12 protein-coding genes are annotated in these 14,016 nt (G+C 57.2%); 11 read left to right on the forward strand and 1 reads right to left on the reverse strand.

The genetic code is table 11. The features are described from left to right. Nucleotides 1-558 precede the first annotated feature (558 nt). Genes ACR0J2_RS06615 through ACR0J2_RS06630 form a run of 4 tightly spaced genes read left to right on the forward strand, consistent with a single transcriptional unit; the run spans nucleotide 559 to nucleotide 5,438 of the window. Entirely contained in the window at nucleotides 559-1,584 is a 1,026-nt protein-coding gene (locus tag ACR0J2_RS06615) for an ABC transporter substrate-binding protein (RefSeq protein WP_170619677.1), read from the forward strand. Next, nucleotides 1,585-3,798, forward strand: a complete 2,214-nt coding sequence (locus ACR0J2_RS06620) for an ABC transporter permease (RefSeq protein ID WP_480812057.1) — start codon at nucleotides 1,585-1,587, stop codon at nucleotides 3,796-3,798. An 11-nt stretch (nucleotides 3,799-3,809) separates the two neighbouring features. Continuing rightward, nucleotides 3,810-4,871 carry an ABC transporter ATP-binding protein gene (locus ACR0J2_RS06625; RefSeq protein WP_480812058.1) on the forward strand — a complete coding sequence of 354 codons (1,062 nt, stop codon included), beginning with the start codon at nucleotides 3,810-3,812 and terminating at the stop codon, nucleotides 4,869-4,871. Then, a complete protein-coding gene (locus ACR0J2_RS06630; RefSeq protein ID WP_480812059.1) occupies nucleotides 4,872-5,438 on the forward strand; it encodes a histidine phosphatase family protein in 567 nt (188 codons plus the stop codon). 3 nt (nucleotides 5,439-5,441) lie between these two features. On the opposite strand, the gene ACR0J2_RS06635 is transcribed toward ACR0J2_RS06630, so the two are convergent. After that, nucleotides 5,442-6,233 (reverse strand): inositol monophosphatase family protein, encoded by a 792-nt coding sequence (locus ACR0J2_RS06635; RefSeq protein ID WP_480812060.1) that lies wholly within the window; start codon nucleotides 6,231-6,233, stop codon nucleotides 5,442-5,444. A gap of 162 nt (nucleotides 6,234-6,395) precedes the next feature. Here ACR0J2_RS06635 and ACR0J2_RS06640 point away from each other — a divergent pair, with 162 nt between their 5' ends. From ACR0J2_RS06640 to ACR0J2_RS06670, 7 genes are all read left to right on the forward strand, one after another. Further along, complete coding sequence (locus ACR0J2_RS06640) at nucleotides 6,396-7,421, forward strand: LacI family DNA-binding transcriptional regulator (protein ID WP_480812061.1); 1,026 nt, start codon at nucleotides 6,396-6,398, stop codon at nucleotides 7,419-7,421. Between the two features lie 96 nt (nucleotides 7,422-7,517). Beyond that, complete coding sequence (locus ACR0J2_RS06645; RefSeq protein ID WP_170614621.1) at nucleotides 7,518-8,822, forward strand: ABC transporter substrate-binding protein; 1,305 nt, start codon at nucleotides 7,518-7,520, stop codon at nucleotides 8,820-8,822. Nucleotides 8,823-8,930: 108 nt separating this feature from the next. Continuing rightward, nucleotides 8,931-9,797, forward strand: a complete 867-nt coding sequence (locus tag ACR0J2_RS06650; protein ID WP_170375757.1) for a carbohydrate ABC transporter permease — start codon at nucleotides 8,931-8,933, stop codon at nucleotides 9,795-9,797. A 12-nt stretch (nucleotides 9,798-9,809) separates the two neighbouring features. Continuing rightward, entirely contained in the window at nucleotides 9,810-10,640 is an 831-nt protein-coding gene (locus ACR0J2_RS06655; RefSeq protein WP_170614620.1) for a carbohydrate ABC transporter permease, read from the forward strand. Between the two features lie 12 nt (nucleotides 10,641-10,652). After that, nucleotides 10,653-11,657, forward strand: a complete 1,005-nt coding sequence (locus tag ACR0J2_RS06660) for an ABC transporter ATP-binding protein (protein ID WP_170619674.1) — start codon at nucleotides 10,653-10,655, stop codon at nucleotides 11,655-11,657. After that, complete coding sequence (locus ACR0J2_RS06665; RefSeq protein ID WP_170806423.1) at nucleotides 11,654-12,427, forward strand: L-iditol 2-dehydrogenase; 774 nt, start codon at nucleotides 11,654-11,656, stop codon at nucleotides 12,425-12,427. Before ACR0J2_RS06660 ends, ACR0J2_RS06665 begins: the two co-directional genes overlap by 4 nt. Then, nucleotides 12,427-13,938, forward strand: a complete 1,512-nt coding sequence (locus tag ACR0J2_RS06670) for a mannitol dehydrogenase family protein (protein ID WP_480812062.1) — start codon at nucleotides 12,427-12,429, stop codon at nucleotides 13,936-13,938. Before ACR0J2_RS06665 ends, ACR0J2_RS06670 begins: the two co-directional genes overlap by 1 nt. The last annotated feature ends 78 nt before the right edge of the window (nucleotides 13,939-14,016 follow it).

A 14,016-nucleotide genomic window follows, 5' to 3' on the forward strand; every position in this document is an offset into this window, starting at 1 on the left:
CCACAGATCTGAAATCTCGCCTCCGACGTAGCTGAAACGCTGGCTCAGTTTCCAGCTACTTCAAGACTTCCGCATTACCGGTTCCTTGTAACAACGGGCGCGATGGTCGAGGCCAATAACCATCGCGCCACCCTTTCGAATGAAGTGACATAGCTTGGAACAGCCAAACCAAATGTCTTTCGAAATCGTTACCTTATCACCCAACTGCCCAATCTGCTTGACCGGATGCAGCCCAAAGCCATCCAATTGATCGCTCTTGTATCGAAACCAGACCTTGCCCGATCCGGGCCAAGTTCTTCTGGGCAGACCTTTTTTGTTGCACAACGCACATTTCATTGTGAGAATTCAGAAGGCTGCACGGAGATCTGGAAGCAAGACACATTATTCAACGATTGACCCCGCTCACGAAACCGCCCGGCAACTGGCGCCACCAGAAATCCAGCGCAGGTTGTCATTGAGTACGAATTGGCGCTTCAGGGTCTACGAAACACCGCATGAGGAAGAGCTTAAAAGATCCGGGAAACCCGGACAAATTATTCTCAAAGGGAGGAACGTATAATGAAGAAATTGACATCTACGGCCGTCGGGTCGCTGATTGCCCTAGCTGCCTCCATGTCGGCGGCGCAGGCAGACAAGCTGACCTTCTATTGCTCGGCCCAGGAAGATTGGTGTCAACTCATGGCACGCAGCTTCGAAGATGCGACAGGCATCGATGTGAACATGACCCGGAAATCGTCGGGTGAAACCTTTGCGCAAATTCGCGCCGAAAGCTCGAACCCGAAAGGCGACGTGTGGTGGGGTGGCACGGGCGACCCGCACCTTCAGGCCGCCGAAGAAGGGCTGACAATGGAATACGTGTCTCCAATGCGCGACCAACTGCACGACTGGGCGATTTCCCAGGCTGAAAGCGCCGGCAACCGGACGATCGGTATCTATTCAGGTGCGCTTGGCTATGGTTACAACGCAGACCTTGTCGCGGCGAACAACCTGCCCGAACCTGCCTGTTGGAAAGACCTTCTGAAGCCCGAGTACAAGGGCCACGTTCAGATGGCGAACCCAAACTCATCGGGCACGGCCTATACGACGCTGGCCTCGATGGTACAGATCTTCGGCGAGGATGAAGGCTTTGAGTTCATGAAGGGCCTGCATTCGAACATCAACCAATACACCAAGTCAGGCTCGGCCCCGATCAAGGCCGCGGGGCGCGGTGAAAACACCATCGGTATTGTATTCATGCATGACGCCGTGAAGCAGGCTGTTTCAGGTTTCCCGATCAAGGTCGTGGCGCCTTGCGAGGGTACCGGTTACGAAATTGGCTCGATGTCGATCATCGAAGGTGCCCGCAACGTGGAAGAGGCGAAGAAGTTCTATGATTGGGCGCTGTCGCCCGAAGCTCAGAACCTTGCCCTTCAGGTCAACGCGTTCCAGGTTCCATCGAACAAAAGCGCCGAAACCTCGGAAAGCGCGCCTGACATGAGCCAGATCAAGCTGATCGACTATGATTTCAAAAAGTATGGCTCGTCAGACGAACGGAAGCGGTTGTTGCAGAAATGGGATGAAGAGGTTTCAGTTCTGCCACAATAAATGACTGACAAGACGACAAAAACGACCCATCCGGTCCTGATCTTTTGGATCATTGCCGGTTGGGTCGGATTCTGCCTGTTACCCTGGTACATGGTTGACGGCGGCCTGTGGTCGTTCGAATGGCTTTTTGACGGCTACCCGTTCGACGAAGATTATGCACCCGCAGCATTTCTGATCGGACAAGGCGAGAAGCTTTGGCTTGCACCGCTTGTGATTGCCCTTTTGCTGCCTTTGCTTGCACTGGGGCGCGTCAAATCCGACCCGCTTTATGCTCGCATTCTGATCCTGTCCGGCGCACTCGGCTTCGGCTGGCTGATTGCTCAGGGGTTCAGTATCGGCATCAGAGGTTTCAACTTCGATTGGATGGAAGCGTTTTTTGGTGAACTCGGCGACCGCCAGTTCGGCATGGGCTATGGCGCGATGATATGCGCATCGAGCTTTTTGTTCCTGCTGACCCAGGGCATCGCGGCACGAGGCGCCATCAACGGTGATGTCTTCGTCGTCAGCGCAATCGGAGGCGTGATCACCATCGTCACCGCCTTTGTCTTTTTCCCTATCGCAAAGATGTTGTTTGCCGCCTTCGTCACCGAAGATGGCGCCTATTCAATTTCGGTGTTCTTTTCAAAATTCTTCGATGACCGGCTTTGGGGATTGGGTTGTTTTTATGGGGCCAAGTGCGGCGCAGCCTGGAATTCCCTGTTCCTTGCCATCGTGGTCGGCTTCGTCACTACGATCCTGGGCCTGTGTTTCGCTTTGGTCGTGACGCGCTCGGGCTTCCGCTACAAGCGCGCATTGCGGGCCCTGACCGTTCTGCCAATTATCACGCCGCCCTTTGTGATCGGCCTTGCCCTCATCCTGCTGTTTGGCCTTTCCGGGTCTGTTACCCGCTTCATTGCCGATCTTTTGGGCACGCAACCAACACGGTGGCTGTACGGAATGCCCGGCATTCTGATCGCGCAGACGCTGGCGTTCACGCCCATTGCCTTTCTCGTTCTGATCGGCGTGGTGGAAGGCGTCTCTCCTTCGATGGAGGAAGCAGCCCAAACGCTCCGCGCCAGCAGATGGCAAACGTTCAAGACGGTCTCCCTGCCCCTGATGCGCCCGGGTCTTGCCAATGCCTTTCTTCTAGGTTTCATCGAAAGCATGGCCGATTTCGGAAACCCGCTGGTGCTGGGCGGAAACTTCGACGTTCTGTCGACCGAGATCTTCTTCGCAATCGTAGGCGCTCAATATGATCAGGGTCGCGCTGCCGTTCTGGCCATGGTGCTTCTGTTTTTCACCTTGTCAGCCTTCTACGCGCAGCGGGTCTGGCTGGGCAAGAAAAGCTATACCACTGTGACCGGTAAAGGTGACGCAGGAGTGCACCCATTGATGCCGACCGGCCTGTCTGTCCCGGTGTTGGTTGTCGCGCTTGGCTGGGCGCTGTTCACCGTCATCGTTTATGCAATGATCGTATACGGCAGCGTGGTCGAGTTGTGGGGCGTCAACAATTCATTGACCCTTAAGCACTATGTGACCGCCTTTTCTGTGCGTTTCGAAGAAGAAGGCATTCGCTGGACCGGTGCAGCTTGGGACAGCTTCTGGACCACCATTACAATCGCCGCCATTGCCGCGCCGCTGACTGCAGCCGTAGGATTGGTAACGGCATATCTGCTGACCCGGCAAAGCTTTGCGGGCAAGAACGCTTTTGAGTTCGGAACCATGCTGTCATTCGCGATCCCCGGAACGGTGATCGGTGTCAGCTACATCCTTGCGTTTAACGTCCCTCCTATCGAAATCACAGGTACGGGCGTCATCCTCATTGTCAGCTTCATCTTCCGCAACATGCCGGTCGGCGTTCGCGCAGGCATTGCCAGCATGTCGCAGCTTGACCGCAGCCTGGACGAATCCTCGCTAACACTTGGGGCAAACTCGTGGCAAACGTTCCGGCGTATCATTCTGCCGTTGCTGCGCCCCGCGATACTGGCCGCGCTGGTCTACAGTTTCGTGCGCGCCATGACGGCGATCTCTGCCGTTATCTTTCTGGTCAGCGCGGAATATGACATGGCAACCAGCTATATTATCGGGCGGGTCGAAAACAACGACTATGGTCTTGCCATCGCCTATTCGACCACACTGATTTTCGTGATGCTGTCGGCAGTTGCGCTTATGCAGTTGATTGTCGGGCGGACTCAGATCGGACGGCGAATGACCCAGTCGCGCACTAATGTTTAGGAGAGAATGACATGAGCCTGCAGTCCAAAGCCGCGCCGGTTCGGTTCGAATCCGTTACAAAAATGTTCGGCAAGGATGTGGTCGCCGTTGACAACATCAATCTGCATGTCGAGGCTGGCAAGTTGGTTACGCTGCTGGGTCCTTCCGGGTGCGGGAAAACTACGACCTTGCGTATGATCGCAGGGTTGGAAATGGCAAGCTCGGGCACGATTCTGATCGGTGACCGGGACGTGACCAAACTGCCTGCGACCGACCGCGACGTGTCGATGGTATTCCAATCCTACGCGCTTTTTCCGCATATGAGTGTATTGGAGAACGTCATGTACGGCCTGACGTTTTCGGGCTTTGCGAAGGACGAAGCCCGAAGTCGCGCCCTGAACGGTCTGGAACTGGTTGGCCTCAAAGGGTTCGACAGTCGTCTTCCGTCCGAACTGTCCGGCGGTCAGCAACAGCGTGTCGCCGTCGCCCGGGCGCTGGTTCTTGAGCCTCAGGTGCTGCTGTTTGATGAGCCGCTGTCCAATCTCGACGCCAAGCTTCGTCGTCAGGTGCGTGAGGACATCCGGGCCATCCAGCAAGACCTTGGCCTGACTGTCGTCTACGTCACGCACGATCAGGAAGAGGCTCTGGCGGTTTCGGATGAGATCGTCGTGATGCGCAACGCGGCCATCGCTCAGATGGGCACCCCGCGCGAGCTATATGATGCGCCCAACGACCGTTTCGTTGCAGACTTCATAGGCGAGGCAAACCTGCTTGATTGCCAGATCGTTGGCACGGATGGTGACACCGCCACAATCGAAATCGAAGGCTACCGCCATACGCTGCCGCGCCGTGGTTTGACACCGGGCGGCGCCACCATCGCCGTCCGACCCTCGCGTCTGGTGATCGGCTCTGATCTGGGTATCCCCGCTACCGTGGCCAAGGCGACATATGTCGGCGTCCGGATGGAATACACGCTGACTGGCATTTTCGGTCAGGCCTTTGCTGTTCACGACGACGTCGACGCACCACTTGAGCCGGGCGCTGAGGTCAGGATGAGTTTTGCCGATAAGGGGCCAGTGCTACTGCCCGATTAGATGCCGAAACTTCTGATCATCACACATCCCGAGGTTTCAATTGATCCGGGCATCCCGATCACGGATTGGGGGCTGAGTGCCGTCGGCCGTGATCGTGCAAGAGTATTCGCCTTGAATGGTGTTCTTGCGAATGTCACCCAGATTTGGACCAGCAACGAGCAGAAGGCCCGCGAAACGGGCGAGATCCTTGCCGCCGCTCGAAACCTGCGCCCGCGACAACATGCGGGCCTTGGCGAAAACGACCGCAGTGCAACCGGATTCCTACCCAGGGATGAGTTCGAAGCCGCCGCTGACGCGTTTTTTGCCCGACCGGAAACCAGCTATCGCGGTTGGGAAACAGCGGTCGAAGCGCAGGCGCGCATTCATCGGACGGTGACCGAGATTGTAGGAATGCACCGGGGTAAAGACCTGGCCATAGTCACTCATGGGGCGGTCGGAACACTATTATGGTGCGCACTTTCTGGCCGTTCAATTGACCGCCGTTACGATCAGCCTTCACAGGGTCATTTCTGGCAGGCAGATCTTTTGACACTCAGACCTCAGTCCGGGTGGGTCGCCTTTACCTAGAGGTCAAGAGTTCCACGCGTCCTCGGCGATCTCAAGCAAGGTCTCGAAGACATCTGGCGTGCCCACAATGACACGCCCTCCGTCCCGGATCATTGCATCTGCGTCCTGATCTTCGATTGTGCCACCAGCCTCCGCGACCAGCAATTGCCCGGCCAGACAATCCCAGGCGTTCATATGCTCTTCCACATAACCCAGAAGTCTTCCTGCGGCGACATAAGCAAGTGACAGCGCCCCGCTGGCGTTCCGGTGGAACATGGCCCCACGTTCGATCAGTTCTGCAACGACAGGCAGGACATGGCGTGTTTCGACCCGGTTTGAATATCCTACGGCTACGGTTCCATCCCGCAACGCCACTCCGGATGCGACGTGAATCGGCGTACCGTTCAAGGTCGCCCCCTCTCCGCGCGTTGCCACAAATGTCTCATCGACATTTGGTTCATGGATCACCCCGACCATGGTGCGCCCTTCAGCAACGCCGGCCAGAACAATGGTATAAGCCGGAATGCCGTTAACAAAATTCGTCGTCCCGTCGATGGGGTCTATCACCCAATCGAAGCCACTTTTCCCTTCGGTCGCACCATACTCTTCACCGAACACTCCATCCTCGGGCCAGAATTCCGCGATCCTCTGACGAATGAATGTCTCGACGTTCCTGTCCGCTTCGCTGACCCAGTCCTGAGCGCCCTTTTGGTCAACGACAAGATCGCCCCTGTCCGCAAAGTATTTTTTGGCGATTGCCCCAGCTTCTTTACAAACCGCAACAGCAAAATCGCGGCGTTCCGATAGTCGAGACATGGCCATTCCTTTTCCAGTTGAAAGACTGTTGCGCAAGTTCCCGCAATGGCCGGCACGCTGTCAACACCTGTTGCCAGCCGGGCTATTGATTTTTTAGCGCGCGCAAAGAATATGTAAAGCTACGATAAGATCAAGGCGGACAGTATCCGCAGGCAGACTGGCATGACCAAAATAAAGAATATGGAAGAGTTCGCGGCCCTCAGCGGGATTTCGCGACCGACGGTATCCAAGTACTTTCACGACCCCGATAGTGTTCGCCCGACGACACGGGCCCGCATCGAAGAAGCGCTGGAACGGTTTGACTATCGCCCCAATATCTTTGCGGTGAACCAGAACCGGAAGCTGACCAAGAATATCGGCATTGTCGTTCCCTATCTGGCCGATCCGTTCTTTGCCGAAATCGCGCGTTATCTGGAACAAAGCTGTATAGCGGCCGGGTATCGCCCTTCCCTGTTCAGCTCTCATGGCGAACAGAAGCTGGAAAACGAAATCCTGGACGGGCTGCAATCCCTGAAACCCGCCGGGGTTTTGCTGGCGCCATTGGGGCGGATTTCAGACCGTTCGGCGATCGAAAAGTTCTGCTCCAATGTGCCGACAGTTCTGTTTGACAGTAACCTTGATGGCCTTGGCGCGGCATTCGTCGGGTCGGACAATTTCAGTTTTGTCTCGCAAACTGTGGAATACATGACGCGCACAGGCGAACCGCCCTCGTTCTTCGAAATGCGGACGCCTGCCAACCCGAACGCCAACAAAAGACGCAAGGCCTATGTTGAGGTCATGGAGCGTCTCGGGTTTGAGCCACATATCATCAAGGTCGACGGCACGGGCTGGGCGTTTGAAGAAATTGGCCACAGGGGTGCACTGAAGGTTCTGGAAGAGCGCATGTTGCCAAGCGACTCGGTGTTATGCAGCAATGACCGGCTGGCCATCGGCTTTCTTGCGGCCTGCTACGAACAGGGGATTCGGGTCGGTCGCAAGGATGATTGCGCGCTTCGCCTGGCCTCGAATGACGACCATCCTTTCGCAAAGTTTACGTGCCCATCCCTGACAACAGCCGCGCATGACTATGACAATGTTGCCGGGCGCAGCGTCGAGACGCTGTTCGAACTCATTGAAAGTGGCGGGAAATTTGAAACGAGGACAGAGACGCTGTTCCCTGCAAGGCTTGTTTTAAGGGATTCTGCGTAGCTCCAATTTTTTTAACGCGCGTAAAGTTTTTATTGACGCCGCGACAATTTACGCTCTAACCTCTCTGCACGACATCCAAGCTCAGGGAGGACAGGGATGTATCTGAAGAACGCACTTCGTGCGGCGACTGCACTGACATTCGTCGCCACGGCAGCAGCCCACGCGCAATCCATCACGATCGCTACAGTGAACAATGGCGACATGATCCGGATGCAGGGCTATACCGACAAATTCACCGAAGCGACCGGGATCGATGTGGAGTGGGTGACGCTCGAGGAAAACGTCCTGCGTCAGCGCGTGACCACCGACATCACCACCAAAGGCGGTCAGTTCGACATCATGACCATCGGCATGTACGAGACGCCGATCTGGGGTGCAAATGGTTGGCTGGTGCCGCTGGACGGAATGTCCGCGGAATATGACGTCGACGACATTCTGCCCGCGATGGCCGGTGGCCTGAGCCATGAAGGGACGCTTTATGCGGCGCCGTTCTATGGCGAAAGCTCGATGATCATGTATCGTACGGACCTGATGGAAAAGGCAGGTCTGGAAATGCCCGAGGCACCGACCTGGCAATTCATTCGCGAAGCGGCGGCGGCAATGACCGACCGCGACAACGACATCAACGGCATCTGCCTGCGCGGCAAAGCGGGCTGGGGTGAAGGCGGCGCCTTCATCACGGTGACCGGAAACTCATTCGGTGCGCGGTGGTTTGACGAAAACTGGAAACCTCAGTTCGATCAGCCTGAATGGAAAGAGGCCCTGACCTTCTTTGTCGATATGATGGGTGAGTCCGGCCCCGCTGGCTATGCCACCAACGGCTTCAACGAAAACCTGTCGCTGTTCCAGCAGGGCAAATGCGGCATGTGGATTGACGCAACGGTCGCCGCTTCTTTCGTGACCAACCCCGATGATTCCACAGTCGCCGACAAGGTGGGCTTCGCACTGGCGCCCAATTCGGAAGGCGTGGACAAACGCGCCAATTGGCTTTGGGCTTGGGCCTTGGCAATTCCGGCAGGCACTCAGCAGGAAGACGCTGCCAAACAGTTTATCGAATGGGCGACCTCGAAAGACTACATCGAGCTGGTGGCCGAAAATGAAGGCTGGGCCAATGTGCCTCCGGGCGCACGGACGTCGCTTTATGAGAACGACAACTACAAGGCAGTCCCGTTCGCAAAAATGACGCTGGAGTCAATCCTGATGGCCGACCCGCAGAATTGCTGCGCACAGCCGACGCCCTATACCGGCATCCAGTTTGTCGCGATCCCGGAATTTGCGGGTATCGCCACTCAGGTAAGCCAGGAGTTCTCGGCAGTCTATGCCGGGCAGCAGACAGTGGACGAGGCCCTTGCCAAAGCGCAAGCCTTCACGGCTGAAGAAATGGAAGCCGCAGGATACTGAGGCATCCCTCCCCGGTGGGTGGGCAATGTCCCACCCGCCACTCTGACTTCCACAATTCCCGTTTTTCTCGCAGGCTATACTTACGCCTGAACAGAGAGGTCTTGCATCATGGCTACTCAACACTCCCGATCCGTTGCGCGCCTGATGATGGCACCTGCCGTGGTCCTTCTGCTTGGCTGGATGCTCGTGCCTCTGACGATGACACTGTATTTTTCCTTCAAGAAGTATCTGCCGCTGCGCGGCGGTGATCTGGGCTGGGTTGGTTTCGACAACTATGTCCGGTTCGTCTCATCCAGTTCGTTCTGGCCCGCGGTGCAAGCAACGCTGGTTATTGTCGGCGGCGTTCTGGTGATCACGGTTATTCTGGGCATTCTATTGGCGATGTTGCTGGACCAGCCAATGTGGGGACAAGGCGTCGTTCGGATCCTCGTGATCGCACCGTTTTTTGTCATGCCCACTGTGTCCGCGCTGGTCTGGAAGAACATGTTCATGGACCCGGTCAATGGCTTGCTTGCCCACTTGTGGCGCTTTTTCGGGGCCGAACCAATTTCGTGGCTGTCCGAGGCGTCGATGACCTCGATCATCATGATCGTGTCGTGGCAGTGGCTGCCTTTTGCGACGCTGATCCTGCTGACCGCAATCCAGTCGCTGGACAGTGAACAACTGGAAGCGGCCGAGATGGACGGCGCGCCGGTGCTGAAGCGGTTCTATCACATCATCCTGCCGCACCTCAGCCGCGCGATTACCATCGTGATCCTGATCCAGACGATCTTCCTTCTGTCGATCTTCGCCGAAATCTTCGTGACCACCGGCGGCGCGTTCGGCACCCGCACACTCACCTACCTGATCTTCCAGCGCGTTTTGGAAAGCCAGAATGTCGGCCTCGGATCAGCCGGAGGTGTTTACGCCATCATCCTAGCCAACATCGTTGCGATCTTCCTGATGCGCATCGTTGGCAAGAACCTGGACGCGTGAGGAGGTAAGACCATGGCCCGCGCCGTCACAACCCGCCGCAAATCGCTGAACACTGCCCTTGCATGGGCCGTCGGTTTGCTGATCTTCTTCCCGATCCTCTGGACCATCCTGACAAGCTTCAAGACCGAGGCGCAGGCGATCGCCAGCCCGCCGCTGTTCCTGAATTTCGACTGGACGCTGGAGAACTACGCGATCGTACAGGAGCGCTCAGACTACATGCGGTTCCTGTGGAATTCGGTTATCATCGCGGGCGGATCAACCATTCTGGGCGTGATAATCGCAGTGCCCGCCGCCTGGGCCATGGCATTTGTCCCCTCGAAACGCACCAAGGACATTCTGCTGTGGATGCTGTCCACCAAGATGTTGCCTGCCGTTGGCGTGCTTTACCCGATCTACCTGCTGTTCATCCGGTTGGGTCTGCTGGACACGCGCGGGGGGCTGGTCGTGGTTCTGATGTTGATCAACCTGCCGATCATCGTCTGGATGCTCTACACCTATTTCCGCGAGATCCCGGGTGAAATTCTGGAAGCCGCGCGGATGGATGGCGCGACGCTGAAAGAGGAAATCCTCTATGTCCTCACGCCCATGGCCATCCCGGGCATCGCCTCGACGGTTCTGCTGAACTTCATCCTGGCTTGGAACGAGGCGTTCTGGACCCTCAACCTGACCGCCGTCGACGCGGCTCCGCTCACCGCGTTTATCGCCAGCTATTCCAGCCCCGAAGGCCTGTTCTTTGCCAAGCTCAGCGCGGCCTCGACCATGGCGATTGCACCAATCCTGATCCTTGGCTGGTTCAGCCAGAAACAACTTGTCCGCGGCCTGACCTTCGGCGCTGTGAAATAAGGAACACGACACATGGGACGTATTCAACTCAAGTCCGTGACCAAAAGCTTCGGCGACGTACAGGTCATCCCCCCGCTGGACCTGACCATCGAGGATGGTGAGTTCACCGTCTTCGTCGGTCCGTCGGGGTGTGGCAAGTCTACCCTATTACGCCTGATCGCGGGGTTGGAGGATATCACGTCGGGTTCCATCGATATTGACGGATCGGATGCCACCGATGTCCCACCTGCCAAGCGGGGGCTGGCGATGGTGTTCCAGTCCTACGCCTTGTACCCGCACATGACTGTACGAAAGAACATCGCCTTTCCCCTGCGCATGGCAAAGCTGGATCAGGCCGAGATCGACAAACGCGTCGAAGGCGCGGCAAGTGTTCTGAACCTGAGCGACTATCTGGACCGCCGCCCCGGGCAGTTGTCCGGCGGGCAGCGCCAGCGCGTTGCCATTGGTCGCGCCATCGTACGCGAGCCGGCAGCGTTTCTGTTTGATGAACCCTTGTCGAATCTTGACGCCGCGTTGCGCGTCGGCATGCGGCTTGAGATCAGCGAACTGCACGAACGCCTAGCGACAACAATGATATACGTGACCCACGATCAGGTTGAAGCCATGACAATGGCCGACAAGATCGTCGTTCTTCAGGCCGGAGTGATCGAACAGGTCGGCACCCCGCTGGAACTGTATCGCACGCCACGCAATCTGTTTGTGGCAGGGTTCATCGGTTCACCCAGGATGAACTTTATCGAAGGCCCGGAGGCCGCAAGACATGGCGCGCAAACCATCGGAATTCGCCCCGAACACATAGGCGTTTCCGAGACCGAAGGAGAATGGTCCGGGGTCGTCAGCGTCTCCGAACATTTGGGCTCGGACACCTTCTTTCACGTCCACGAAACCGGTCTGGCTGAAACAATCACGGTCCGAGCAGATGGCGAGGTCGGTTTCCGCCACGGCGACCGCATCCACCTGACCCCGCGTGCAGATGTGATCCACCGGTTTGACGCGCAAGGCCTGCGGATCGAATGACACGTCTGGCAGGCAAAACCGCCCTGATCACCGGGGCCGCGCGTGGCATCGGGCTGGCCTTTGCCAAAGCCTATGTGGCAGAAGGCGCGCGGGTCGCAATCGCCGACATTGACAGCAAACGTGCGCAGGAGGCGGCCGGTGAAATCGGCGAAGCTGCCCTGGCCGTCGAGATGGACGTGACCCGCCAGAACAGCATAGATGACGCCGTCGCGCGAACAGCCGCACATTTCGGTCCGATCGACATTCTGATCAACAACGCGGCCATCTTCACTGCCGCACCAATCGTTGAGATTGAGCGTGCCGACTACAATCGTGTCTTTGACATCAACGTTTCTGGTGTGCTCTTCACGATGCAGGCTGTTGCGCGCCACATGATCGAACACGGGATCAAGGGCCGGATCATCAACATGGCATCGCAGGCTGGGCGAAGGGGCGAACCTTTGGTCGCTGTGTACTGTGCCAGCAAGGCCGCGATCATATCGCTGACTCAATCAGCCGGCCTGAACCTGATTTCCCATGGGATCAACGTGAATGCCATCGCCCCGGGCGTTGTCGACGGGGAACATTGGGACGGTGTGGATGCGTTTTTTGCAAAACACGAAGGCAAGGTCCCCGGTCAGAAAAAGCGCGAAGTGGCGGCCGCCGTTCCGTATGGCCGGATGGGCCGCGCCGAAGATCTGACCGGGATGGCGGTGTTTCTGGCCTCTGACGAGGCCAAGTACATCGTCGCTCAAACCTACAATGTCGATGGCGGAAACTGGATGAGCTGATGGACCCCATGGCGAACGCAAAACCTCCGGTTCGGGTGCGGCGCGACAGCCTTGAAGGCCTGCCGGCATCCGTCAGAACACCGGATTATGATGGCGCGGACCTGAGACCGGGCATCGTTCATATAGGTTTGGGTAATTTTCACCGTGCGCATCAGGCCTGGTATATCCACCAGTTGATGCAGCAGGGTCAGGCATTTGACTGGGCGATTATCGGGGCGGGTGTGCGAAGCTACGACGCCGATATGCGAAAGAAACTGCTGGCGCAGGACTGCCTGACAACACTGATCGAACTGGACCCCGAGGGAATATCTGCCGAGGTGATCGGCCCTATGATCGACTACCTTCCGATTCAGGATGGCAACGCATCTCTGATCCGCAAGATGGCTGATCCGGCCATCCGGATCGTATCGCTGACCGTGACCGAAGGCGGGTATTTTCTGGACGCCAAGACCGGTGCGTTCAACCTGAACCACGATGATATTCGCCATGACGCGGCAAATCCCAACCAGCCCCGCACCGCTTTTGGCGCCATTGTTGCCGCGCTCGGGCAGCGCCGGGCGAACGGTCTGAAACCCTTTACCGCGCTCAGCTGCGATAACCTTCAGGGCAACGGTGCGATTTTGCGAAACTGTATCGTTGGATTGGCCCGTATGTCCGACCCCGATCTGGCCGATTGGATAGACCGGAATTGCGCGTTTCCGAACTCGATGGTGGACTGCATTGTGCCCGCGACGACGGAACAATTAATATCGCAATGCCGCAACCTCGGCATCGACGACCGCGCGCCGGTCTCGCATGAAAACTTTCGCCAGTGGGTGATCGAGGACGATTTTTGTGACGGGCGGCCGCCGCTGGATGAGGTTGGCGTGACGCTGACCCAAGATGTCCATAGTTACGAGACAATGAAACTGCGCATACTGAATGGCGGCCACCAATTGCTGGCAAATGCCGGGGAAATTCTGAATGTCCCCACGATTGCAGATTGCATGCAGGACCCCGACATCGTGTCGTTTTTCCGCAAAGTTCAGGCCGAAGAAATTCTTCCCCATGTCAAACCTGTCCCCGGAACAACCGCGACTGAATATCTTGGATTGGTCGAGGGGCGTTTTTCGAATACCGCAATCCACGATTCGACGCGTCGGGTTGCGTTCGACGGATCATCACGCCATCCGGGGTTCTTGCTACCCTCGATGCGCGATGCGCTTGCAGCCGGTTCATCCCTGAACGGGCTTGCGCTGTCCCAAGCTTTCTGGTGCCGGATGTGCGCGGGGGTTCGCGAGAATGGATCCGAAATAGCCCCAAACGACCCTCACTGGGAGGACTTGAAAAAAACGGCGCTGGCATCAAGGGCCAATCCGCAACTGTGGATCGAACAAAGCCAGTACTGTGGTGCGTTTGGTCGAGACACTCCCTTCGCCAACGATTTCGCCCGCTGGCTGACCGCGATCTGGCAGCGGGGATGCCGGGCAGCGATAGCTGAGTATCTGGCTTCGACTCCCTCTCCAGACTGATCCGGCACCGAAAAAAAGGGGGCCCTCTCAAGCCAAATGGACGTAGAAAATAGAACCTGGCTTCGCTGTTTCCAGACG

This window comes from Ruegeria sp. CG4, assembly GCF_056537185.1.

Excerpts from the sequence above, each read along its gene's own strand:
- ACR0J2_RS06625 (WP_480812058.1), top strand. The coding sequence starts at position 3,810 with ATGAGCCTGCAGTCCAAAGCCGCGCCGGTTCGGTTCGAATCCGTTACA.
- ACR0J2_RS06650 (WP_170375757.1), top strand. The coding sequence starts at position 8,931 with ATGGCTACTCAACACTCCCGATCCGTTGCGCGCCTGATGATGGCACCT.
- ACR0J2_RS06635 (WP_480812060.1), bottom strand. The coding sequence starts at position 6,233 with ATGTCTCGACTATCGGAACGCCGCGATTTTGCTGTTGCGGTTTGTAAA.
- ACR0J2_RS06615 (WP_170619677.1), top strand. The coding sequence starts at position 559 with ATGAAGAAATTGACATCTACGGCCGTCGGGTCGCTGATTGCCCTAGCT.
- ACR0J2_RS06640 (WP_480812061.1), top strand. The coding sequence starts at position 6,396 with ATGACCAAAATAAAGAATATGGAAGAGTTCGCGGCCCTCAGCGGGATT.
- ACR0J2_RS06655 (WP_170614620.1), top strand. The coding sequence starts at position 9,810 with ATGGCCCGCGCCGTCACAACCCGCCGCAAATCGCTGAACACTGCCCTT.
- ACR0J2_RS06670 (WP_480812062.1), top strand. The coding sequence starts at position 12,427 with ATGGACCCCATGGCGAACGCAAAACCTCCGGTTCGGGTGCGGCGCGAC.
- ACR0J2_RS06620 (WP_480812057.1), top strand. The coding sequence starts at position 1,585 with ATGACTGACAAGACGACAAAAACGACCCATCCGGTCCTGATCTTTTGG.
- ACR0J2_RS06660 (WP_170619674.1), top strand. The coding sequence starts at position 10,653 with ATGGGACGTATTCAACTCAAGTCCGTGACCAAAAGCTTCGGCGACGTA.
- ACR0J2_RS06665 (WP_170806423.1), top strand. The coding sequence starts at position 11,654 with ATGACACGTCTGGCAGGCAAAACCGCCCTGATCACCGGGGCCGCGCGT.
- ACR0J2_RS06630 (WP_480812059.1), top strand. The coding sequence starts at position 4,872 with ATGCCGAAACTTCTGATCATCACACATCCCGAGGTTTCAATTGATCCG.
- ACR0J2_RS06645 (WP_170614621.1), top strand. The coding sequence starts at position 7,518 with ATGTATCTGAAGAACGCACTTCGTGCGGCGACTGCACTGACATTCGTC.